The 24893-nt window shown below is 51.8% G+C and carries 18 protein-coding genes; 14 read left to right on the forward strand and 4 right to left on the reverse strand.

Annotated elements, in window-relative coordinates:
* From R6U67_RS03320 to R6U67_RS03340, 5 genes are all read left to right on the forward strand, one after another.
* On the forward strand, positions 1 to 1516 hold a 1516-nt coding region (locus R6U67_RS03320), incomplete at its 5' end, for a peptidase domain-containing ABC transporter (protein WP_410251231.1).
* Positions 1517 to 1584: 68 nt separating this feature from the next.
* A complete protein-coding gene (locus R6U67_RS03325; RefSeq protein WP_410251233.1) occupies positions 1585 to 3171 on the forward strand; it encodes an HlyD family efflux transporter periplasmic adaptor subunit in 1587 nt (528 codons plus the stop codon).
* A gap of 1 nt (position 3172) precedes the next feature.
* Entirely contained in the window at positions 3173 to 4792 is a 1620-nt protein-coding gene (locus R6U67_RS03330) for a hypothetical protein (RefSeq protein WP_410251234.1), read from the forward strand.
* 147 nt (positions 4793 to 4939) lie between these two features.
* Entirely contained in the window at positions 4940 to 7111 is a 2172-nt protein-coding gene (locus R6U67_RS03335; RefSeq protein ID WP_410251235.1) for a hypothetical protein, read from the forward strand.
* Positions 7098 to 8534 (forward strand): DUF2079 domain-containing protein, encoded by a 1437-nt coding sequence (locus R6U67_RS03340; RefSeq protein ID WP_410251236.1) that lies wholly within the window; start codon positions 7098 to 7100, stop codon positions 8532 to 8534. Before R6U67_RS03335 ends, R6U67_RS03340 begins: the two co-directional genes overlap by 14 nt.
* A gap of 100 nt (positions 8535 to 8634) precedes the next feature.
* On the opposite strand, the gene R6U67_RS03345 is transcribed toward R6U67_RS03340, so the two are convergent.
* Complete coding sequence (locus tag R6U67_RS03345; RefSeq protein ID WP_410251237.1) at positions 8635 to 10668, reverse strand: ATP-binding protein; 2034 nt, start codon at positions 10666 to 10668, stop codon at positions 8635 to 8637.
* Positions 10669 to 10701: 33 nt separating this feature from the next.
* Between R6U67_RS03345 and R6U67_RS03350 the strand changes: the two genes are divergently transcribed.
* From R6U67_RS03350 to R6U67_RS03365, 4 genes are all read left to right on the forward strand, one after another.
* Positions 10702 to 11436, forward strand: a complete 735-nt coding sequence (locus R6U67_RS03350; protein ID WP_410251238.1) for an RDD family protein — start codon at positions 10702 to 10704, stop codon at positions 11434 to 11436.
* A 73-nt stretch (positions 11437 to 11509) separates the two neighbouring features.
* Positions 11510 to 11698: a 50S ribosomal protein L33 gene (rpmG, locus tag R6U67_RS03355; RefSeq protein ID WP_074162825.1), complete on the forward strand. Its 189-nt coding sequence runs from the start codon at positions 11510 to 11512 to the stop codon at positions 11696 to 11698.
* A gap of 78 nt (positions 11699 to 11776) precedes the next feature.
* Positions 11777 to 11995: a 30S ribosomal protein S18 gene (gene rpsR / locus R6U67_RS03360; protein ID WP_068788798.1), complete on the forward strand. Its 219-nt coding sequence runs from the start codon at positions 11777 to 11779 to the stop codon at positions 11993 to 11995.
* A gap of 154 nt (positions 11996 to 12149) precedes the next feature.
* Positions 12150 to 14159: a ribonuclease catalytic domain-containing protein gene (locus R6U67_RS03365; protein WP_410251239.1), complete on the forward strand. Its 2010-nt coding sequence runs from the start codon at positions 12150 to 12152 to the stop codon at positions 14157 to 14159.
* Between the two features lie 34 nt (positions 14160 to 14193).
* On the opposite strand, the gene R6U67_RS03370 is transcribed toward R6U67_RS03365, so the two are convergent.
* Positions 14194 to 14925: a diguanylate cyclase domain-containing protein gene (locus R6U67_RS03370; protein WP_410251240.1), complete on the reverse strand. Its 732-nt coding sequence runs from the start codon at positions 14923 to 14925 to the stop codon at positions 14194 to 14196.
* 466 nt (positions 14926 to 15391) lie between these two features.
* Between R6U67_RS03370 and R6U67_RS03375 the strand changes: the two genes are divergently transcribed.
* A complete protein-coding gene (locus tag R6U67_RS03375; protein WP_410251241.1) occupies positions 15392 to 15772 on the forward strand; it encodes a hypothetical protein in 381 nt (126 codons plus the stop codon).
* A gap of 316 nt (positions 15773 to 16088) precedes the next feature.
* On the opposite strand, the gene gatB is transcribed toward R6U67_RS03375, so the two are convergent.
* Positions 16089 to 17576 carry an Asp-tRNA(Asn)/Glu-tRNA(Gln) amidotransferase subunit GatB gene (gatB, locus tag R6U67_RS03380; protein ID WP_410251242.1) on the reverse strand — a complete coding sequence of 496 codons (1488 nt, stop codon included), beginning with the start codon at positions 17574 to 17576 and terminating at the stop codon, positions 16089 to 16091.
* 309 nt (positions 17577 to 17885) lie between these two features.
* Here gatB and R6U67_RS03385 point away from each other — a divergent pair, with 309 nt between their 5' ends.
* The 4 genes from R6U67_RS03385 (at position 17886) to R6U67_RS03400 (ending at position 23156) form a co-directional block, all read left to right on the forward strand.
* Positions 17886 to 18563: a hypothetical protein gene (locus R6U67_RS03385; RefSeq protein ID WP_410251243.1), complete on the forward strand. Its 678-nt coding sequence runs from the start codon at positions 17886 to 17888 to the stop codon at positions 18561 to 18563.
* A 5-nt stretch (positions 18564 to 18568) separates the two neighbouring features.
* Positions 18569 to 20809, forward strand: a complete 2241-nt coding sequence (locus R6U67_RS03390; RefSeq protein ID WP_410251244.1) for an OmpA family protein — start codon at positions 18569 to 18571, stop codon at positions 20807 to 20809.
* Positions 20810 to 20955: 146 nt separating this feature from the next.
* On the forward strand, positions 20956 to 21477 hold the full coding sequence (locus R6U67_RS03395; RefSeq protein WP_410251245.1) for a Rab family GTPase: 522 nt from the start codon (positions 20956 to 20958) through the stop codon (positions 21475 to 21477).
* A 386-nt stretch (positions 21478 to 21863) separates the two neighbouring features.
* Positions 21864 to 23156: a sensor histidine kinase gene (locus R6U67_RS03400; protein WP_410251246.1), complete on the forward strand. Its 1293-nt coding sequence runs from the start codon at positions 21864 to 21866 to the stop codon at positions 23154 to 23156.
* Positions 23157 to 23267: 111 nt separating this feature from the next.
* Here R6U67_RS03400 and R6U67_RS03405 read toward each other — a convergent pair.
* On the reverse strand, positions 23268 to 24893 hold a 1626-nt coding region (locus R6U67_RS03405; protein ID WP_410251247.1), incomplete at its 5' end, for a type II secretion system protein GspD.

The following is a 24893-nucleotide window of genomic DNA, read 5'->3' on the forward strand; positions in this document are numbered from 1 at the left end:
GCTCACCAGTCTGCGAACGTACCTCTTTGTTGATACCACCAACCGCATTGACCTCAACCTCGGTTCCGAGGTCATCGACCACCTGTTCCGACTCCCCTTGGGCTACTTCGACAAACGCCGGGTGGGGGATATCGCCGGACGGGTGAACGAGTTGGCTAACATTCGTCAGTTCGTCACGGGGACGGCTCTGACGGTGGTTCTCGATGCTGTCTTCTCGGTGATCTATATCGCCGTGATGCTGACCTACAGTTGGCTACTGACGGCGGTCTCTCTGGTGACGGTTCCCTTCTTTACGGCTTTAATCGTCTTTGTCTCGCCCATTGTGCGGCGATTGCTGCTGAAACGGGCTGAACGCTACGCCGATGCGCAATCCTATCTCGTTGAAACCCTCAACGGAATGCAGACGGTGAAGGCGCAAAACATTGAGTTAACCTCTCGCTGGAACTGGTACGAACGCTATGCTCGCTACATGAACGCGGGCTTCCGGACGATTCTCACCAATACCGCCGCCAGTTCCGTGGCTGGATTCCTCAATAAACTCTCGTCCCTGTTGCTGTTGTGGGTGGGGGCCTATTTGGTGATTAACCAGGAGCTAACATTGGGTCAGCTCATCGCCTTCCGGATTATCTCGGGAAATGTGACCGGCTCACTGTTGCGCTTTGTCCAAGTTTGGCAAAGCTTCCAGGAAGTGGGGATGTCCATTGAGCGTCTGCGGGATATTCTCAACTCCGAACCCGAGAGTAACGACAGCGATCGCCTCAACATTCCTCTGCCGAATATCGAAGGACACGTTAGATTTGAAGATGTCTGCTTCCGCTTCGTTCCCACGGGTGCATTAAACGTCGCCAATGTCAACATTGATTTTCCCGCTGGGTCCTTCGTTGGTATTGTCGGACAAAGTGGGTCGGGTAAAAGTACCCTCATGAAGCTGTTGCAACGGCTTTATCCTCCGGAAACGGGACGGATTCACATTGATGGCTATGACATCAACAAAGTCGAACTCTATTCCTTGCGCCGACAGGTCGGGGTGGTGCTGCAAGATACGCTCTTGTTTAACAACACCATTAAGGCCAACATTGCCCTAAACAACCCCGAAGCAACGGATGAAGAGATTATTAACGCCGCGAAAGTGGCGGTGGCTCATGACTTTATCATGACGCTACCTCAGGGCTATAACACCGTGGTTGGGGAACGTGGCTCAGCCCTCTCTGGGGGACAACGACAACGGATTGCGATCGCCCGAACGGTTCTCCAAAAACCCAACCTGTTGATTCTCGATGAAGCCACCAGCGCCCTAGACTACAACCTTGAAAGTTTAGTCTGTCAGAACCTCGTCGAAGAATTCCGGGGACGCACCGTGTTCTTCATCACCCACCGTTTACCGACGGTTCAAGGGGCCGACTGCATCCTGATGATGGATAATGCGGCATTGGTTGAACAGGGAACCCATGAAGAATTGATGGCACTAAAAGGGCGGTACTACTGTCTCTATGAACAACAGCAGTCTCAGTTGTAGGGGTCATGCTCATGTCTATCATGTTGAGGATGGGGCGCAGATGATCTGTCGAAGCCAAGGGAAACGTCATGAATAATATCGAACGAATTGAGTCAATCCAAGAACAACCCGTAATCCTCGAACAGCCCGCCTTTTGGACTCGAGCGCTGATTTGGCTAATTGTGGCAATTACCACCTCCGGGGTGGTTTGGGCCTCGTTAGCGAAAATGGATCAATCCATTCCCGCCGAAGGGAAACTCGAACCCGAAGGATCGCTGCGAGAGGTGAAAGTCCCTGGCGGCGGTGTGGTGCGAGAGATTCACGTGGCCGGGGGCGATGAGGTGAATGAGGGAGATTTACTGGTTACCCTGGACTCGACCGTATCCCGCGCCTCAGTGGAGTCGCTGCGGGAGGCCCGCGACCAACGGCGTAGTGAGGCCCAGGCCTTTCAGGCTCAGGCCGAAGGATTAGATCTTGGGGTCCTCGATGCTGCGGGTGAGTTCGATCGCACCCAAATCCAACGGGTTCAGGCCCGCCGAGCTGAACTGGCTTCGCAACAAGATGCCACGAATAGTCAAATTCGTCAGTTGGAAACCCAGTTGACGCAAACTCGGGGGCAAATTATTGCGCTCGATGCTCAGATTTCGAGTTTGCAAAGTCGGCTAGCGATCGCTGAGGATGGACGCAATTCTGATCGCCAACAATTAGCAACAGCCGAAGATCGCTTGCAGGAGTCTCGACGCCGCCTCGAACGCTCCCGCGCCGTCTTACAAGAAGATGAAAACATCTTGGCGGATTTGGAGCCACTCCTCGAAGATGGGGGGATTGCTCGCCTACAAGTCACCCGCCAACGTCAGCAGGTGATGAACCGAGAACAGGAAGTCTCCAGCGCGCAAGATGATATCCTGGCTCGACAAGCTGAAATTACACAGATTCGCGATACCCAGCGACAACGGGAATCGGAAGTTGAAGGCTTGCAGTCTGAAATCCTCTCCCGACGTGCTGAACAGGATCGCCTACGGGGTGAACTCGGACGACTCGAAGAGGCTATCCAGGAGGCCCGAGCTCGTTTACGAACGATCCAGGCAACCTCAGAACGAGAAGCCTATCAGGCGATTTCTGAGAACCAGAAGCAGGATACTCAGTTAACCAGTCAGTTGGCGGCGGCGGAACAGGAGTTACGCTTTACGGAGTTGCGATCGCCCATTGATGGGGTCGTCTTTGAAGTTCTGCCCAACTTTGGCCAAAATGAAGAGGGCAGCGGCTCTGGGTTTGTTCTCAATACCACTGAACCGGTGGTGACAATTGTCCCTAATACCAATTTGGTGGCCAATGTCTTTGTCACCAACAACGATATTGGCTTTATTACCGAAGGGATGGAGGTGGAAATTCAAATTAACGCCTTCCCCGCCATGGAGTTTGGCACGATTCCGGGAACTCTAACCTCGATTGGCCAGGATGTCTTGGAACCTGATCAGAATCGCCAGTTTTACGCCTTTCCCGTCACCATTGAGTTAGAACAGCAACATTTTGATTTACCGAAATCAGATATGCGCGTTCCCCTACAATCCGGGATGGCGGTTCAAGCCAGTATTAAAGTCCGGGAGCGGACGGTGATGAGTTTATTCCTCGATCGCTTCACCGGTGGCGCCCGTACCCTAGAACATCTGCGGTAGGATGGCGCAACTCTCACGGCGAGGCTGGGGGGTTGTGGGGTTGGCGATCGCTCTGGTTGTCTTTAAACTCGGGGCGATCGCCCATCTCCCCATTCACGCCTCCCTGGCCCGCCATGATAACCTCCGCTACATCATCCGCGCCACACAACTCCTAGACCCCCATGTTCCCTATGACGGTCTCGTTTTAGCCCGTCAACCGGGATATCCCGCCTTTATCGCCGCCAGTTCCCTCCTAGGCCTACCGCTACGATTCGCCCAAGAACTGGTTTATCTCGCCGCTGGCGTCTTTCTGGCCCTTAGCCTCCAGCGTTGGCTCCAATCTGCCCGAGCAACCGGTTTATTTCTCCTTCTCTATACCCTAGCCCCCTTTTCCTATCACTGGAACCGGCAAACCCTCCAGGAAGTCCTCTATCTCCCCCTCACCGCTGCCATTCTCGGGGTCTGTCTCCATCTTCTCAAAGACCACCGTCAACCCCGTCGTTTCCTCCTCAACGCTCTTATTCTCGGTATTCTCCTGGCCGGATTTTGGAATACCCGCCCCGAAGGCATTTGGATCGTCCCCATTATTGCCCTGTGCTACGGCTATATTGCCCTAAAACAGTCCTGTTTTGCCTCGCGCCCTCGTTTCACCACTTTTACCGCTGCAAGCCTGCTAACGGTCGCGCCAGGGGTCGTCCTGACCTCATTCCTAGCTTGGACAACCTATCTCGACTATGGGCTATATCACACCTACGACCTCAAAGCCCCCGGACTCCGGGCCGCCTATAGCAGCTTACAGCGAGTGGCCCCAGAGCGTCAGCGCCCTCAAATTACTGTTCCGGCCGCAACTCGTGCCGAGATTTATGATGTGAGTCCCAGTTTTCGTCGCTTAGCCCCCCACCTCGAAATTCCCGCCGATGACGGTTGGCGCGCCGCTTCCTGCGGCTTGGGGGTGTGCGATGATTACGCCGCCGGTATCTTTTTTTGGGCTTTACGGGATGCTGTGGACTCCGAAGGATTCTATCAATCAGCACCTAAAACTGAAGCCTTTTATCAGCAAATTGCCCGCGAAGTGAATGGGGCCTGTGAGCGGAATTGGCTCGACTGTCAACCCCAAACTTGGGTTAGTTTTGTTCCCTCCCTCTCCGGGAATCTCGTTATCCCTTGGTTACGTCGCAGTGGCGAACTGGGATATCAATTAACGCGCAGTTCCTTGGTGTTGCGGCTTGATTCAGGACTCGAAGATATTGAGCTGCGAGAGCGCTATTATCGTGAGATTACCCGAGAAGCCGCCGATTTTATCGAGGCTCGTTCTCTGCCGGGGAATCAGGTTAAAGATGCTTTAATTACCGCCGTTTCTCAGCTTTATCAATGGCTGTTTCCGGTTCTCTTGGGCTTGGCGGTCTTGGGGTGGCTTTGGGGCGGTCTGAGCGCCTCCCAGGGGCTGCTCATTGGTGCCGGAATACTGCTATGGTGTATTGTCGTGCGGGTGCTACTGGTGGCCTATATCGATGTTACCAGTTGGTCCGTTGGGGCGGGCGATCGCTATCTTCGTCCTGTTTTGCCCGCCTTCTGGCTGTTGATGGTCATCGGACTTGAACTCGGAATAAGAAGGTGGGAAAAACGGAAACCTCCAACATGATATCGCGTTTCCCAGTCTGATGAGGTACAGCTTTTCTGGATGATCTGTTCCCTGTTCCCTGTTCCCTGTTCCCTCTCCCCTCTCCCCTAGAGAGTCTGTAACTCACCAATATGGGAATTGCTATAAAGGAGACCCACCTAAGCCAAAATGAAACCCATTTCCATCACCATTCACCCAGATACAATCATTAAAATTATCTGTGGTATCTTGACAATTTATTTATTTTTTGCATTCCTGCCAATTCCTCGACCCATTGGGACTGGATTAGACCCCTCCTGGAAATATGGCATTAGTCAGCTCGCCGCCAACAATGTTATTTTTGGCAAAGATATTATTTTCACCTACGGTTCATTCGGCTATCTCGTGCGAGGCGCCGTCTTAGAACAAAACTTTTGGGATATCTTTCTCTTTAAAATTCTCATTCATCTTATTTTATTTACCGTTGCGATCTGGCGCATTCTTAAATCACGCCATTCCCTCGAAAAACTCGCCATTGCCATCAGCATCAGCTTTCCCTACTTTATTTCCGATTTTTACGAAGCCCTACAAACCGAATATCAAACCCTATATATTATTATTATTTTGCTCTCCTTTCGGGAAATTTGGCAAGGCAAACAAGCCCATTATTGGGCTGTAGGAATCGGGGCAGTGGGTGGCTTTCTATTACATAGTAAAGTCTCCATGGGACTGCAAGCCTCCGTTTCCCTATTTATCTTCTTTTCCGTTCAAGTTCTCTTAGGATTACGTAACCGCCTCGGAGTCCGCAAAAATCTATTACTCCTTCTCGATTCCCAACTCGCAACCGCCACAACCGCCTTCCTCTTTTTGCAAGTTGGTAATTTTGGTAACTGGCTGAAAGTTATCCTCACCTTAGTCGCATCCGTTGTGATTGGTGTCGCCGTCATCCCCAAAATTCTCACCGCTCATCCTCGACTGCAACAAATTTCCCAATTTACGCCTCGCCTGCTGTATGGCATCAGTTTAGCCGTCATTATCCTACGTTCTCAACCCTCTCTCTTAGACTATCTCAACGGCTACTCTCACATTACCGCTGGCTATTCCGGGGGGATGAGTTATGTCGGGTCCTCCACTGAACTTATCCTAGTTTTCTTAGAGTTGCTGGGACTCCTTTTGCTGTTGCTGTTGGTTGCCCAATCCGGAAATCCCAGTTTTTCAGTGGCGATGATTTTGCTAACCCTATTAACCTTTAAACATGGTTTTGTACGTCAAGGCGCTCATGGACTGCGGTTTGTCTTTAGTATGCCCTTGATTTTTGCCCTTTGTACCCTGCAAATTCGCCCTAAATTTGGGCAAAAATTCGCCTATAGTCTCCATCTCTATAGTCTTGTTCTCTGTCTCGTCTTCCATAATTATTACACGAACCTCTTTGCCGACTATTACCCCACCAACTTGGTTCGTCCCCTCGCCCCGGCCATTGTGGCCAAGCATTTCAACGATTTCTGGAATCCCACATCCCTGAAAGCCGACTTATTAGCCCAAAGTGCAGAAAACTTACAGGATGTGACACTTCCGGCCCCAGTTCGCGAAGTGATTGGTGACGCTTCAGTGGATATTATTCCCCGAGAAACCTCTATGGTGGCCGCCAATGACCTCAATTGGCAACCTCGCCCGGTGTTTCAATCCCAAGCGGCCTATACCCCCTATCTCGATAACGCCAACCGCGACAGCCTCGCCAACTCGCCTCGGGATTTCTTGTTATATAACTTCCATACTGTCGATAGCCGACATCCCTTTTTCGATGCCCCGGCTACAGCCGTATATTACACCTGCCATTATGGGATATCGCCCCAAGTCCCGGAGTTAGTTCAACTTCCCGTTTTGCCCAATTTAATGGTCTTAGAACCTCTGGCTGAATCTCGTTGTGGCGAGGAACGTGGACGCCGCGAGTTATCGGTCGTTTGGGATGATTTTGCCCAAATTACCGCCGAGGATGGGGAGATGGTTCGGGCCTCGATTGAGATTGAACATTCATTTTGGGGACGGTTGGCGAAATCTCTGTTTCGGGTTCCGCCGGTGATGATGACGGTTCGGGATATGTCGGGGGAGGAACGAACCTATCGCATTTTGGTGGCGAATGCGGAGAATGGGGTTTGGTTAAGTCATCTTCCCCGCCATGATGGGGAGGCGTTTGCCTTTTTTCAGGGACAATTACCGCCGCGGACCTATAGCTTTAAGTTCTCAACCCTCAATCGGGGTCTATTTCAGCCCCGGATTCGGGTGACGTTACAGGGATATGGGTTGGGTGAGTTTCAGGAACAACCGGCGATGGCGGAGGAGATTTCTCGTGTTGGAGATTAGTCAAGTTGCGAGGGGACTATTTCGGCGGCGGGTGATGGCGTTGGCTGGTTTGGTGGCCCTGGGGTTGTTTGTCTGTAGCAGTCTCCGCCACGGTTTATTTAAGTCAACGGCGATGGATTTGGGCTTTTTTGACCAGGCGATTTATTTAATCAGTCGCGGGGAAACGCCTATTGTCTCGTTTTGGGGTCACCATGTGTTGGGTGGCCATGGGGATTATAGTTTGTATCTGTTGGCGGGGTTCTATCGTCTCTGGGCCGATGTCCATTGGTTGTTGGCGATTCAGGGGATTTCTCTGGCGTTGGGAGGGGTGATGGTTTGGGCCTTGGCCCGCCAACAGGGGATAGGTGATGGAACGGCGACGCTGTTGGCGGTGGCGTTTTGGGCCTATCCTTTGGTGTTTAATGTCAATTTGTTTGATTTTCACCCAGAAGTGATGGCGGTTCCGGGGTTGTTGGCGGCGGTTTGGTTGGCCCGAGAGGGTGGGAGTGTTTTGGGGTTTACGGTATTGTTGCTGTTTGTGTTGGGATGTAAGGCGGTGTTATCGCTGACGGTGGCGGCGATGGGGATTTGGTGGCTGCTGTTTGAGAACCGCCGATGGAAGACGGGTGGCCGCTATGGTTGGTTGGCGTTGGGGTTGGGGGGAGTTTGGTTTGTCTGGGTGACACAGGTTCTGATTCCCACGTTTCGTCCTGATGGGGTTGAGGCCCTCTTTCGCTATGGCTATTTGGGGGATTCTCTGGGGGAGATTTTGCTGAATTTGTTGGTTCAGCCTCAGTTGTTTTGGGGGAAGTTGGTTTCGATGGAGAGTTTGGTGTATGTGGGGATGGTGGTGTTGCCGGTGTTGTGGGGGTTGTCGTGGCGTCGGTTGGCCCCGCTGCTGGGATTGTTGCCGACGTTGGGGTTGAATCTGTTGGCGGAACATCCTTTGCAGCGGACGTTGGAACATCAGTATGGGGTGCCGCTGTTACCGTTTTTGTTTGTGGCGGTGGTGGATGCGATCGCCGTCAGAGGAGGTTTATGGCGTAAGTTAGGCTATCGTGGGGTGATGCTGTGGTGTTTGGTGGCTTTTTTGCTGTTGGCGAATCCCAATAAGTTATTGCGGGGGTTTGAGAGTTTGGAGACTTGGCAGGCGACGCGGGAGGCGGTGGCGTTGGTTCCCCCCCAGGCCCGGGTGTTGACGGATAATTATTTGGCCCCGCATTTGACGCATCGGCCAACGCTGTTGTTGTTGGGCCATCCTAGTCCGCTGCCGATTGATTTGGAGACTCCCGATTATGTGGTTCTCAATGGTCGCCATCCTTGGAAAGCAACGGAGGCGTTAGCGAGAGATTTGATTCTTTATTTTTTGCAACGGCCTGAGTTTGAGGTTCGCTATCAACGGGATGAGGTATTTGTTTTTGTACGATCAGATTTTGATGAATGATAATTTTTTGATGACCTTGCTATCGCTCGACATTGGGCAAGGGAATCCACCCTTGCAGTTATCTATGGTATTTTTTTTGAAAACTGGTATCAATTAGCCATTATTTTATTGGCAAATCAAAGATAAAGGTTGCCCCCTGGCCAACTCGACTATCGACGGAAAGGCTACCTCCCATCATCTCGGCAAATTGGGAGGCGATCGCCAATCCTAGACCCGTTCCACCATGTTCTCGGGTACTGGAAGAATCGGCTTGCGAAAAAGGCTGAAAAATGCGTTGATGAAATTCCTCGGGAATGCCAATTCCGGTATCCGAGACGATAAAACGAATGATGGATTTTTTTTGCACAATAATAAATTGAATTCGTCCTGACATGGTGAATTTTGCGGCATTACTGAGTAAATTTAGTAAGATTTGCCGAACGCGCTGGGCATCACCATAGACGCATCCAGGAGAGTTTTTATAAATCACTTCTAGGGTATTATTATTGGCATGAATTAAAAGATTTACTTTTGATAAAACGGTATCTACTAAGCTTTGAACTTCAAAGATATCGTAATTCAGGGCAATGCGTCCAGCTTCAATTTTGGAGATATCTAAGATATCACTAATCATCGTCAAAAGATGTTGCCCTGAACCATGAATTCGTTGAACATCTTGAATTAAATCAGGATTGTCAAGATCACTCAGTTCTTCCTCCAAGAGTTCGCTATAGCCAATGATGGCATTGAGGGGAGTTCGCAATTCATGGCTCATGTTGGCTAAGAACGCACTTTTAGCGCGATTGGCGGCTTCGGCGGCTTCTTTGGCTTCTTTGAGTTCGATCCATCGCTGGAGTTCGGTAATATCTTGTAGGCTGCCGATCGCATAGTGTTGAGACACGACGGCTCGTTCGCGAACCAGACGTTCTTCACCATCGGCCCGCAAAATTCGATAGTCTACACAGAACGGATACTCATGGTCTAAGAGATCTTGATAGGCTTGACAGACCGAGGCTTTATCCTGGGGATGTAGGGCTGATTCTAAGAGTTGCCGATTGGGCGATCGCGGTGCTGTCCAACCAAAGATATCCGAGAGTTCTTTGGACCAATACATATCCCCGGTTCTTAAATCTAAATCCCAATTGCCCAATTGGGTAATACGTTGAGCATTCTGGAGACGGACTTGATTGCGTTTGAGGGAGGCTTCGGCCCGCCGTTGCCCCGCGAGGGTGGTGGCCAGGATGAGGGAGGCGACGGAGACGACGGTGATAAAGGCCTGGAGGGACAGAACAGCCTGGATGACGGTACGAGCTTGGACTAAAAACGGTCCACTGTTGCGTAATATCCCCCAAACGGCCATGGTGGCAATGATGAGGTTGATCGAGACGGTTCCCCGTTTGCCGAAGCGTAACGCCGTCCACATGAGGATGGGAAACGGAAGGTACTCTAGGGGAAATTCGTAACTTTGGGCGCGACTGCGGGAACAGAAGACAAACCAGCCAATGGCAATCGAGGCGGTGATCAGTAGCAAAATCTCCAGATAGCGTTTGAGCGATCGCCGGCGCAGTTCCTCTCGGGGCAAGTCATAGCGGCGATCGCACAAGGCCAAACAAACCGGGGTAATCGTTGCCAACCCCGTGATGTTACTCATGGTGATCAGCCAGCCAATTTCGCCAAAGCTGAGACGATTGGCAACATCAAGGCTGATTGACTCGAGGATGGCCGTTTGCATCAGCAGACTCAACAAAGCCGCCACCACCGCCCCGACGGCCATCAACAAGGCGACATCTCGCAGTCGTTCCAAGGATGAGCGGAAGTGTAATCGCTTTAGCCAAACTGCGGTGACGACAACTTGGAGGGTTTGGGCGATCGCCCAGGCCACACTCATTCCCCCCGGCCATCCCTGAATCACAGCCCCGAGTAATGCACCGATGGCGACCCCCAACGCGAGCGATCGCCCCCCGAGAAGTAAGGCCGCTAAGCCAAATCCCGGGGCAATTCCCATCAGGGCAATTTGTAATTCACTCACGGCGATCATTTGACTCAAACCGCTCAGAGCGACATAGAGAATCACCAATGCCAAAATTCGAGAGGCAAAGCGATATCGGCGCTGTTGGATAGTAATTTGAAGAAAATTTAGGATGAAGACCATCATCTGGGTCTAATGCAAATGAAATAAAATTAAACCGTGCAGGACAATGGATTTCAGGTATCCAGTCATGGTCTCTGGTTCCTTCCTACTATAATTGTTTCAGAGTTTCGGAATTTTCTGATTCCCCTCGGACGGTCACTGGGGGATACGGCTCTCCCGATCAGCAGCCAGACGGTTCACCCCATTGATGGCGACTCATCTTGTAATGGCGATCTACTCTTGACGGCTCTCTCAATGGACAACAATCCTCTCTATTTTCGCGCCCCCCGCGTCCCCCTCTGGCGACGAGGCTGTGCCTTTGGCTTCGACAGTCTCATCGCTTGGTTACTGGCGACCCTGGTTGGGGGACCAGCGATAACGGCCCAATTCATTGTTTTTGCCCTCACCTGGTTTTCGATTCGGGTGATTGTCCCCACGTCTTATTTTGGTCAAAGTCCCGGCCGTTGGGCGTTTGATATGCGAGTCGTCAGCGATCGCGACAACCGAACACCCCTCTGGCAAGATTTCGCCAAACGAGAAGCCGTCTCGGGAATCGCCGTGTTTTTAGCCCTGGTGGGATTTTTCAATCTCGGGTCCCGGAATGCCTTTTATCTAATTCTCCTATTGCCCCTCGGCGTGGACGTCGGGGTCGCCTGGTTTGACCCGGTCGATCCCTCAGCCTTTCACGATCGCCTCAGTGAAACCCGCATTGTCGCCACCCGTCGCGGCTATTCCCTGGACCTGAAAGTTAAAAAATGGGTTGCTCTAATCAGCCGAAATGTGAAACAATAGTTGATCGTGTCTGAATTCTAAAAAATTCGGACCGATTCGATCCAACAGCGAGTATAACCAACCGAGTACAACTATGGCTAAGGGCGTTCGCATTGTTGTGACCCTCGAATGTACAGAGTGTCGCACCAACCCTGACAAGCGGTCTAACGGCGTGTCCCGATACACGTCCCAGAAAAACCGCCGCAACACCACGGGACGGATGGAACTCAAGAAGTTCTGCCCCCATTGCAACAAACATACGGTTCATAAGGAAACCAAATAACACCTCAGATATCCCCTGGATATCCTCTGAGTGTTGTGTCCATCGTCAATTGCCTTGTTATAGGAGTAACCACAATTCATGGCAGGATTTTACCGTCGTCGTATCTCCCCAATTAAACCCGGAGATCCCATTGACTACAAAGATGTTGAGCTGCTGCGTAAGTTCATCACCGAGCGAGGAAAAATCTTACCTCGCCGCATTACTGGTCTGACCTCTCGCCAACAGCGAGATCTGACGAAGGCCATCAAACGCGCTAGAATATTGGCACTGTTACCCTTCCTGAACCGAGAAGGCTAACGTCAAAATCTGACAAGACTCGGTTGATCGTAATTCGCAACCCGAATGTCGCAACCTGAATGTCGCAACCCCAATGTCACACCCGCCTGAGTCTGATGGGTGTGAGATATCGTACAAGCGCTAAGGCGTTCGATGTAAGAGAGTTTAAGGGCTGGTGGAGAAAGGAAATCTAATCGAATTTCGACTACAGGGTGAGCGCCGGCTCGCCGTTTTAGATCGCCCCGAAGGTAAGAAAAATTGGGTGGTCGTCGATGAGCAAGGCCAAAGCCGAACCCTCTCGCCGAAACAGATGTCCTATTGCCTCGATAGGCAATCATACCAGCCCTCAGACTTACCGGCCTTTCAAGCTGAAGTCGACACCTATCTCGATCCCTCGAGTTTAGAGGTGGCTTGGGAACTGCTCTCGGAAGATGGAGAGTCCGTCGCGCCCGAAGAGTTGGCTCTGTTGCTGTTTAGCGATTCGACTCCAGCTCAGTGCTACGCCGCTCATCGCCTACTTTGCGACGACAAAATTTATTTTAAACAAAAGGGCGATCGCTACGAACCTCGCCCGGCCAGCCAAGTCGCTGAACTCAAACACCAACTCGAAGCCGAAGCCCTCCGCCAACAAGCCTGGACCGCCTTCCTCGAACGGATTGCCCAGGCCCTGGCCGGAACCCCCACAGACTGGGATAGTAGCGATCGCAGCCACCTCGATGCCCTAGAACGCTACGCCACCCTAGGAGATGAAGCCCCCGGACGCAGCGCCGCCCATGACGTTCTCAGCGCCCTCAATCGCCCCCTAACGCCTCAAGGCGCCTTTGATGTGCTGGTGGATCTCGGACTATGGAGTCCTCACGAAAACCTCTTTTTACGGCGCACCCAGATTCCCACGCACTTCTCTAGCAAGGTTCTCGACGTGGCGCAACGCTGTTTGACCAACTTCCCCCCCGATACGGAACCCAACCGCCTGGACTTAACCCACCTCAAGCTCTACACCATTGATGATGCCAGCACCCAAGAAATTGACGATGGCCTGAGTGTTGAGTTTTTAGAGGGCGATCGCCAACGCCTATGGGTCCATATCGCCGATCCCACCCGTTGGCTCACCCCCGGCGATGAACTGGATTTAGAAGCTCGCCGCCGTTGCACCACCGTCTATCTACCCACCGGTATGACCCCCATGTTGCCCCCAGAACTGGCAACCGGTCCGATGAGCCTCAATGCCGGTCAAACCTGCTGCGCCCTCAGCTTCAGCGTCATCCTCAACCCCGATGGTAGCGTGGACGAGTTCAGCATCCACCCCAGCCTCGTTAAACCCACCTACCGACTCACCTACGATGATGTCGATGAAATGCTGGAGTTGGGCCTACGGGCCGAACCCGAAATCGCCGCCATTGGTGAATGGGCCAAAATCCGTCATCGTTGGCGACAGTCTCAGGGATCGATTTTTATCGATATGCCCGAATCCGCCATCAAAGTCAACGATGATGACGTCACCATCGAAGTTTTAGATAACTCCGCCTCGCGCCAGTTAGTGGCCGAAATGATGATTCTGGCCGGAGAAGTGGCCGCCCGCTACGCTCAAGAGCATAATCTGGCCATCCCCTTCCGTCATCAATCTCAACCGGAACTCCCCCCAGAAGAAGAACTCCTACAATTGCCCGCTGGCCCCGTTCGCGCCTGCGCCATCCGCAAATGTATGCCCCGCAGCGAAATGAGTGTCTTCCCCAACCGTCACGCCAGTTTGGGCCTCGATACCTATACCCAAGTCACCTCACCGATTCGCCGCTATACGGACTTACTCACTCATTTTCAGTTAAAGGCCCATTTACGGGGAGACAGCCAACCCTTTTCCAGTGAGCAAGTGCAGCAATTGATGATGAGCGTGATGGTATCGGCCAAAGAAGCGGTGTTAGTCGAACGGCAAACCTGCCGCTATTGGGCGATCGAATACCTACGTCGCCATAACCAAGAAACCTGGCAAGCCCTGATGTTACGCTGGATTCGCCCTGATGATAACTTAGGCTCACTCCTCCTCGAAGAGATTGGCATTGAGTTTGTCTGGCGTTTTCCACGTTCAATGCAACCTGGGGAACGCTTCCAAGTCCGGGTGACCTATGCAGATCCCCGTGAAGACAGCATCCAATTCCAAGAAGTGGTTGACAGTCCGGCTCAGGTATGATAAGACTCGTTGAGTCGAGGGCTTTGGGTTCCACTCAAAGGCTTTTGTGAAAAAGAACAATGCGGTTGCGTCCATTTTGCTTGGCTTGATATAACGCCATATCCGCTTGATTGACTAATAGGGTCGGTTGGATGCGGCTGTGGGGAATCACCGTGGCCACACCCAGGCTCATACTGATGGTACGACCGATGGGGGAGGCTTCATGTTTGATTTTGAGCCGGCGAATCCGTTGGCGGATTTCCTGCGCGATATACATGGCTCCAATTGAATCGGTATCCGGTAGAATTAGGGCAATCTCTTCGCCGCCATAGCGGGCGGCTAAGTCTGTGGCTCGTTTGGCGCAATCATGACAGGCTTGACAGACTTTTTGTAAACAGTCGTCCCCGGCTTGGTGTCCGTAGGTGTCGTTGTAGCGTTTGAAATAGTCGATGTCACCCAAGATGAGCGAGAAGGGCTTTTGATCTCGGGTGAGGCGTTTCCACTCGCGCTCTAGGGTCATGTCAAAGCGCCGCCGATTGGCAATTCCCGTTAAGCCATCGACACTGGCGAGCTGTTCGAGTTCTTTGTTCGCTAACGCCAGTCTCTCGTTTAACTCTTGCACATCTTGGTTACGCGCCCGTAACTCGACTTCGATCGCATCGGCATGTTCGGTGATGTTCTCTACCATAATCTCTAGGTCGAGTTTTTCACGCTGTACGATCTCAAGTTCTAGGCGCAGTTGGGCAAGTTCTTCAATGAGGCGCTCTGGTGATGTTTCCGGTTCCACGGTAGCAAAAGGCTCACAGTTTACAGTTCAGAGGGACATACCGAGACAATGAAGTCATTCTGAAAACTCTCACATCAATGTTTTGCACCCTTTGCCTCTCGTTGGGTCAACCTCAACATACCCTAAAGATTAACCCTTTGCTAGACCTAGGCTCCGGGCGATTCTTCAATTTTGGGCGCGAATCTGAGTTTTTGGTAAACCGGTGTAACGAATATGCCCAAACCTTGACTCAGAGACCGGCGATCGCCCAAAATCTCTGAAAAAATCCCCGCTTGGTGTAAAGCTTTATTAAGATTTGTCAACCGGGTTTGCATCACAGACCTACAATGGGGTCGGGTTTAAGACTGACGACGCGATCGCCTGGCTCTGTCGTGCGTCCACCCACCATAATCAATTGATCCAAACGTTTGACCTAAACGTTATCGCCAACGGAGATTCTAGGGAGCGCCCAATGTTAAAAAAGCTTTTGAAATCCAAAAAAACGAGTTATTTCTTAGAGATTGACGACAAATCCGGGCAGGACAACGGCAAAGCCTCGGAAACATCCCAAAAACCCGCCCAAACAGCTAAAGTAGAGGACAAGCCCAGCCCCCAAGCCGAAACAGCTCCGAAAAAAGCGGCCAAGGCTAAAAAAGCCCCCAAAGCTCAGCCAACCCCTCAACCCACTCAGGCCAAGGCTTCAGCTCAACCAGCAGCGGCCAAACCTCAGCCGAAACAGCAGCCAAAACAGCGTAAAGAGTTTGCCACACGCTACCTGATGCCCAATTCTCCCACCCCTCGCCGCCGCCCTGGTGCCAATATGCAGTCCTTCCTGGATATGGCTAAAGAACCGGGTATGGGACGGTAGGAGTCTTGGTTCAGGATCAACATTAAATTCACTTGTCTTAGCGGGGATGCGTCAAAGTAGACGTGTCCCCGTTTTCGCCTGCTCATTGTTCAGAGAACTCTCCCCCGGTGCGCCATTCCCGGCCAAAAAAAAGAAGGGAGAGCCGTAGCCCTCCCCGCCATCAGGGTGCATCTATACCATATTTTAGCGAATTTGGGATGAGGGGTCAACCCCCACAGCCCTAAATTTTGAAAAACCGGCTCAAAACCATCTCGCACCCGTTCTCGCACCCGTTCTCGCACCCGTTCTCGCACCCATTGAGGAAAAACCGTTGCAGCTACTCTCCCTTAAGTTTAGGAGCAAGCAGTTGATTGGTGAGTTTAGGATCCGCGCGTCCACTGGTGAGTTTCATCACCTGTCCGACAAAAAAGCCTTGCAGTTTCGTTTTCCCGGCGCGATATTGCTCAACCTTATCGGGGTTCGCGGCTAGGAGATCATCGATAATCTGTTCCAACTCGCCGGTATCCGAAATCTGGGTCATCCCCTTCGATTCGACTAAGGCTTTGGCGGAACCTCCCTTCTCCAACAATTCCGGGAGAATTTCTTTGGCAATTTTGCCGCTAATGGTTCCCGCTTCAATTAAGCCAATCAGTTCAGCCAAAATCTCGGGCGTCAGAGCGATCGCGGTAATCTTGAGTTTCGCCTCGTTGATATAGCCGGTGATATCTCCCATCACCCAGTTAGCGGCTAACTTAGCCGGTGCGCCGGCGCTGACGACGGACTCGAAATATTCCGCCACATCGCGCTCCTCGGTTAAGACGCGAGTGTCATAAGCCGATAAGCCGAGACGTTCCTCATAGTAATGACGTTTCTGAGCCGGAAGTTGCGGAATTTCCGCTTTCCAGGCCTCCCGCTGCTCTGGCGTGACCTCAATGGGACAGAGATCGGGTTCAGGAAAGTAGCGGTAGTCGCTTGAGCCTTCCTTAACGCGCATACTGATGGTGCGTTGGCTGTTTTCCTCCCAGAGACGGGTTTCTTGGACGATGGGTTCTCCCGATTGTAAGCAATCAATCTGACGCTCAATCTCAAAGTCGATCGCCTTTTGAATCGCACTAAAGGAGTTCATATTCTTGATCTCCACCTTAGTGCCAAACTCCGCTTGTCCCACAGGACGCACAGAGATATTGACATCACAGCGCAAGGACCCTTCCTGCATATTGCCATCACTGACCCCGAGATAGCGCACAATGCGCCGTAGCTCTTGGCCATACTCGGCCGCCTCTTTCCCGGAGCGAATGTCGGGTTCCGAGACAATCTCCATCAGAGGAACGCCGGCGCGGTTGTAGTCGACAAGCGAGTACGATGACCCCGAGAGGCGATCGCTTCCCCCATGCACTAACTTCCCAGCATCTTCTTCCATATGCAGGCGAGTAATGCCGATGCGCTTGCGATAGGGATTCCCCGCCTCGTCAATCAGCTCAATCTCTAGCCAGCCATGTTCGGCGATGGGTAAGTCATATTGAGAAATTTGATAGTTTTTGGGAAGGTCAGGATAGAAGTATTGTTTGCGATCGAACTTACTGTAAGGCGCAATCTGACAGTTGAGAGCCAACCCAGTCTTGACGGAGTATTCCAACACCTTCTCATTGAGAACCGGAAGCACGCCGGGGAGTCCGAGACAAATCGGATCGATATGGGTGTTCGGCTCCGCACCGAACGCGGTGGAGGACTGGGAAAAGATTTTGGTCTCCGTCGAAAGCTGACAGTGGGTTTCTAACCCAATTACGGCTTCATACTGCGTTTTCGTCGGGGCGGCTGTGGTCATAGGGTAATTTAGGGTTAATCAGTACCAGTTGAGACAGACTTTGTCGAGTCCCATTCTAGCGTAGTGACCGGGGCCAATGAGGCTGAGAGAGTGAGACTGGGCTATCGCGCTGCCTTGGGGCAGTCTAGGCCTGAGCCTATCATGAGATGCTGGTGATTCAGTCCATTGGAGGCAAGTTTCACCCCTCAAGGCATGATAGAATTGCAGTGATATTACTGGTATTGGTGAGTTATCCCCTCACTAATTTGACAACATCGCTGAGTCCAGATTACTGATTCAACCGACGGTCCCTACTACTGCTTTCACCCCATGAACGAGATCACTCCCAATCAGATGCGAGAACGCCTTGGCAACATCGACCAAATTCGCGATATCTTGTTTGGCGATCGCTCTCGTGAGTATGACCGTCGCTTCAGTCAACTCGAGTCCGAGGTGGCCACCCTACGACGTCAGATGACCGAACAGCTCGAAAGCCTGCGGACGGTGTTTACGACGGACTTGAGAACAGCCGTCGATGGGATGGAGAAGAAGCTTCAGTACGTCAACGCCTCTCTCGATGAAGATTCCGAAGATTTACGCAACCAACTGCGAACCGTGGAAAGTCGCCTTTCGAGTAACTTTGTCGTGGCTGAGAAAAGCCTAAAAGGACAAGTTCGTAACATCGAAGAAGAGTTATCGGAAACCCGGACACGTTTGGATGGAGAACTGGCGGATTTACGATCGCAGATCCTCGACGAACTTCAGCGGCGATCGCAACAACTCGAAGGCGACAAACTCTCCCGCACTGACTTGGCCGATATCCTGTTTGATGTTTGTATGCAAGTCAAGGGAAAAGAAGCGCAGGCCCAGGAGTCTCAGAACAGCAACGCCGAACGCCTCATCCTCCCGGAACGACAGAACGAGTATCAGCAACCCGACTATCAAAAACCCGACTATCAAGAACCCGACTATCACGACGAGCCGCTCCCCGATTCTCAGAATCATTAACCTCCATGACGTCCCCTCACTCAGATGCATCTAACTCCAATCAGGATACGCTAAGCGACCTCGAAGCTCTCAACGCCCTGCAACAGCTTCTGAGTGAGCTAACGATGGGAGAGTCGTCGCCCGCAGCTCCCAGTGAGCCATTAGCCAGTGAGCCATTAGCCAGTGAGCCATTAGCCAGTGAGCCATCAGCGGTTGAGTCGAGTCTAGGGAAGGACTCAGCCACTGAACCGTCTCCAAGCCGCCGTAATCCCTCTAGTCGCCCCTCTAGTCGCGCCTCTAGTCGCCCCTCTGGCCGGCCCTCCCCGTGGCAATCTCAGCCGCAAAAAACGACCCAGAGTCAGGGTTCCCCATCAGCCCCGACTCCCGGATATCATCCCGCTACAATAGCGAATCAGGACTTGCGTCACCTCCAGGCCCAAGTCGACGATCTACAACAGCAACTCGATCGCGCCACAGGCTCAATGGGTCCCCTGATGCCCGTGATTCAGGAAATCCTCACTAGCTTGTCCCCCGTTGAACTGCGAAACGAGGTAATTCAGGCCCTAGTCCCAGAAATTGACCGGGTCATTCATGAGCGATCGCAGCAAAACCCCCACGCCATGCAGGAAGCCTTTTCCGAGATTCTTCCTGGGGCGATCGAAGCCCAAATTCAACGCAATCCCAAGCAAATCGCCAACGCCATTGGTCCCGAAATGGGGGCCGCCATTCATCGCCAGATCCAACTCGACCGCAACGCCATTCGTGATGCCCTCGCCCCGGAAATTGGCCGGTTTATCAAGGCACAGATTGAACTCGAACGGGATTCGATGGTCGATGCCCTGTACCCCGTCATCGGTAACACCATCGCCAAGTATATGACGGAGGCGGTGCGGGATATCAATCAAAAGGTTGAAAATACCCTCAGTTTTGAAGGAGTACGCCGCAAGATTCGCGCCCGCTTACAGGGCGTCTCGGAAGCGGAGTTGATTTTACGGGAATCTTTCCCCTTTAAGGTGCGGGCGGCCTTTTTAATCCATAAACACTCGGGTTTGGTGATTTGCGAGGCCCAACTGTCCGAATCAGAACGCCTAGAGTCGGATATGATCGGCGGGATGCTCACGGCAATCCGCAGTTTTGCCGCTGATTGCATCGTCACCCCTGGGGGAACCTCTGAACTGCAAGAGATTGAGTATGAAACCTTCAACTTAGTCATGGAAGTGGCGGGCTACTGTTATATTGCCGTGGTGGCCGAAGGGGAAATGCCCAAGTCCTTTGTCAATAATCTCCGTAACACCCTTGGCTACATCGTGCAGAAGTCTGGGGATGCGATTGAGGATTATGACGGAGACCCCGAGACGATGCCGCCGCTGGTGACCAATCGCCTCCAGATGTTGGTTGAGTCGGCTAACTTCCGAGAAACGGAGGAACAACGCCGCAATCGTCCCCCGATTTTGTTGGGATTTTTAGGACTGCTGTTGCTCGGGTTTGGGGTTTGGGGCGGCTTGCGGTTTTGGCAAGGGCGAATTATAGCTCAAGCTCAACAGGTGTTGCGATCGCATCCAGCTTTAGGAATTTATCGCCTCAATGCCGATATGAATTGGCGCACGTTGGTGTTGTCGGGTGAGGTGCCGACGGAGAGTCTGCGATCGCGGGCCGAGGCGGCCATTGCGGACGTATTACCGGAGCGACCGACGGAAAACCGCATTCTAACGCTTGAGGTTCCCCCCACCCCAGAATTGACCGCCGCCGAGTTTGAACGGACCCTGAGCGCCTTGAATAGCCTGGAGGATGTCTCCTTAGAGGGAGAGATACAGGGAAGCGAGGTGCAGCTTTGGGGAGAGTTACCCAATCCCAATCGAGCGCAGCGGGTGACGCAAGCGTTTGAGGCCATTCCAGGGGTAACAACCGTCACTCATACCATGGGAGCGAAACCCCAAACCCTAGAGGAACGGATTTATTTCGCCTCCGGAGAGACGGCCATTACTGAGCCGGAACAACGGGAGACCTTAGGGGCCTTGGCTGAGTTGTTGCAAGACTCGCCAGACTTGCGGTTACGCTTAATTGGACATACGGATCAAATTGGCTCTCCGCTAGTGAATCAGCAGATTGCTCAACAACGGGCCGAAGCCACTCGGGACTTTCTGGTCGAACAGGGAATTGCGGCCGATCGCTTACAGATTAACGGCTCGATTAACCCACCTCCAGACCTTGATGAGACGGCAGCGGCGGAACTCAGTCGTTGTGTCCGTTGGCAGACATTACCATGACTTGGGGACAAGTCCCATGACAATTTTTCTGATACTCGGGTCAATTCCCGTTACCATATAAACTTATCCCTGAGTTCTGCCACAATAATGTCCATAAGGTGGCTGGTTGTGTCAGACTTGTCTTGACTTCTCGTAGAGATCATCCTATGGCAGTTCTTTCTAAGAAAATTTGTACAATTGGAGATTTTAGTGTCGGTAAAACGAGCCTCATTCGTCGCTTTGTGGAAGGAAAGTTTAGCGATCGCTATCTTTCGACGGTCGGCGTTAAAATCTCGCGTAAACCGGTTAATGTCACCAACCGCGCCGGAGAGGATAAATCCGTTCAACTTCTAATTTGGGATTTGGAGGGTCATACGAAGTTCAAATCTATTGCTCCGAGTTACCTGCAAGGGTCGTCGGGAGCCTTGTTTGTCGCCGATGTGACTCGTTTAGAGACCATTGAGCGTTTGGGGGACCATTTGGATTTATTTTTCTCGGTGAATCCGAAAGGAGTGGCGATCGCCGCCTTAAATAAGTCCGATTTACTTGAGGCGGACAAACTCGCCCATTTACAAGACCAGGTCAAAACTGAGCAAGGCGATCGCCTCACCTCACTTTATTTCACATCAGCAAAAACTGGGGAAAATGTCGAAACAATTTTCTCGCAAATGGCAACGTTACTGGTTTGATTTTGTTGAGTAAGGTTAAGGTTACGCAACTTAAGAGACGGACATCGTAACTTAAGACAGAACCAAAGAACAAACCAGTCCGTTACGCCAAAACTTATTGATCGTCGTCAGGTCACGTGCATCTCATCTCGGCGATCGTCCCCTCCGGTATTCTCATGAACGATTCCCATTCAGTCCGTTAACCTGGCAAAATGGAACCATACCTAGGTGTCTCTTCAGACTTGAGCCAGCCTCGAACTCGCAAAACGAGACCGCAAACCGGGGCCGCTCCAATCAACCGTCAGGCCTCGACGGCTGTACTAAGCGGTATTTCCCAGAACCTGTCAGCCCAGAAACTGCCCGGATTGCTCCAGTTTCGTGAACTCCCAACTCTACCTAAAGCCGGAATGCACGATCTACAGGCCCAACACTCGCTGCGAATCTTGGTTATCGAAGATGATGCCACAACACGGCTGCTCCTCAATCGGACGTTGCAGAAAGAAGGCTATAACGTAACGCTCGCAGAGAATGGTGTTGAGGGAATTGAGAAGGCGTTGCTGATTTCTCCGGCCTTGATTATCAGTGACTGGGTCATGCCGCAACTTGACGGGATGGAACTCTGTCGTCAGGTGCGATCGCATCCCGACTTATCCGGCATATTTGTGATTCTCCTCTCCTCACGAGAAACCGTGGCTGATCGAGTTCAGGGCCTCGATGCGGGGGCCGATGAATTTCTCTCGAAACCCATTGATCCCAATGAACTCAAAGCTAGAGTGCGTGCCGGATTACGCCAATATGAACTCAATCACCAACTGAAAGCGGCTAACCATGACTTGATGGTGACGCTGCAACAACTCAAGCAAGCTCAGGCCCAACTGATTCAAAGTGAAAAGATGTCGAGTTTGGGGCAGATGGTGGCCGGAATTGCCCATGAAATCAACAATCCCATCAACTTTATTGAAGGCAATTTATCCTTCGCAGAAGACTATATCCAGGATTTACTCAATATCATTTGTCTCTATCAAAAATGCTTTCCTGAAATTCCCGAAGAGTTAGAACTGCTGCTCGAAGATGCTGATATTGAGTTTCTCGCCGAAGACTCAAAACAACTGATTGACTCGATGCGCGTGGGAGCGGCAAGAATCCATAAAATCATCAGTCATCTGCGCAACTTTGCCCGTCTCGATGAGGCAGAGATGAAGCGGGTTGATATCCATGACGGTATCAACAGCACCTTGATTATGCTACAAAACCGCTTAAAACTCCCCAATGGTACAGAAATTGAGGTTGGCAAAGATTATGGAGAGTTACCCAAAATTGACTGTTATCCGGGTCAATTGAATCAGGTTTTTTTAAATATCTTGCACAACTCCATTTACTTTTTACAAGATTATGTGAAAAAAGGAGAGTTAACAGACCCAAACATTCGCGTTTTTACGCGCTCTATTGATGAACGAGATACGGTAGAGATTATTATTTCAAATAATGGTCCAAGTATTGCTGAGGCGACCATTTCCAAGGTGTTCGACCCATTTTTTACCACTAAACCCGTTGGCCAGGGAACGGGAATGGGGTTATCGATTTGCTACCAAATTATTGTTGAACGCCATCGCGGCCAAATTCACTGTTTGATTCCGCCTGAGGGGGGGACTGCATTTGCGATCGAGATTCCACGACGACAGCCTGAGGAGAATCCTTAAAATTCTCTCAAAGTTCCCAAGTTTGAGACGGGAGGCGGAGCCTCCCCAGGGGCATTCCTTGGCAGAGCCAAGGAACGAGGGCCAAACGAGGGCCATGAGGTCGGGGGCCTCTTACTGCTGGGGTTGGGGGAACGTGAAGTTACGTTGTTGTTGGAGAACCTCCCGCGCGTCGCGACCTGGGGTATAGGTGTACCCGAAGTTGTTGGGGTCAGCATCGTTGAGGATGTTCGGTGTCAACAGCACAATGACCTCTTGACGCTCATTCGTCCGGTTGGTGCTGCGGAATAAAGCTCCCAAGAGGGGAATGTCACCTAAAATCGGGACTTTACTCACTGTTGTACGATCCGTTTCTTGGATAATGCCCGAGAGGATTAGGGTTTGTCCGTCCCGTAAACGCACTCGTCCCGAGGAAATAGATCGTTCCTGAACTAAGGTCACAAACTGTCCATCCCCTAGGTTCTCCTGTCCGACAGGAGCTGTCACACTGGGATTGACTTGCAGTGATACAAACCCATTATCATCAATGCGATCGACTTGGACACTCAGTTGTAATCCCACATCTCGCAAATTGACATCACGGGTTTCTCGTTGTCCTGAGGCCGTATCCGTGAAGTCAACAGTGACATCTTGAACCACTTGGTTCGTTAGGTTGACATTGGCGGTTTGTCCTTCCTGAATGACTAAGGTTGGATCGGTCAGGATCTTGGCGTTTCCACTAATAACTTGAGCCTGAAGTTGTGCCAGAAAGCGCGTTGGGAATTGGAAGAGATCAGCTAGACTCGCCGTTGCACTACCCCGTTCTCCGCGATCAACATCAGGACTAAAACGTCCGGTAAAGTTACCATCATCATCAAAGACTGGCTCTAAGGTGATCACAGTATCTTCGGCTAGCTCGAAGTCGCTGATTCCCACATTAAAGGGGTCTTCTTGACTAATAGCCGCTTCTCGATCAACGAAGCGATCGCTACCCTCTGGTGGGGGTTCGCGGCGCACTGTGATCTGTCCAGTTTGTGGATCTTCCTCAACAATTTGTCGGCCTGGCTCTCCGGCTCCTGGAATACGGGTGCTACTCGATAAATCAACAAATGTGTTTGAGTCACTGAATGGGTTGTCAATGACAGGAGGGGAGACGAATCCATCACGGGTTGTCGTGCTGCTTGGGGGGTTACCACCGCCAAAAATCACGGTTGCAGCGCCACCATCACTGGAGACAAAAGTATCTCCTACACCGAAAGAAAAACTGGCGTTGAAGTTATCTTGATTACTCAATGAGACGTCAACAATTTTGACGTTCACGGCCACCTGGCGACGACGGGTTTCAAGCTGGGTTAGCAGTTGAGTCGCCATCTCTACCTTGCGGGGATCTCCGACTAGGGTGAGTTCAGTCCCCGGCCCATCTCCAGTTTGTTGTCGTTGTCCAATAGAGACAAGAAGACCACGCAGGGGCAGTGCGGCATAACCCTGGTAGGGTTCGTCTAGGGTGTCAGCAGCAATGAGTTCCACCCGAGTGGTTGTGTTGGTGGTGGTAAGTGGGGCGGTTCCTTCGCCCAGAGACTGAGCCTGAATCTGTTGCTGTACACTCACTTCATTGATTTCTGCCCCTTGAGACACGAGGAAATTGCGGGCATCAATTAAGGTGAGTTGATTGAGTCGAACCGTGCGGCTAATGACCGGACGCGCTGAGTCGGGGAGACGTTCACCGACGACGATGGTGTTCCCTTCTCGGTTGGCTTCGAG

Source organism: Sodalinema sp. (assembly GCF_046483825.1).
Taxonomy (GTDB): Bacteria; Cyanobacteriota; Cyanobacteriia; order Cyanobacteriales; family Geitlerinemataceae; genus Sodalinema.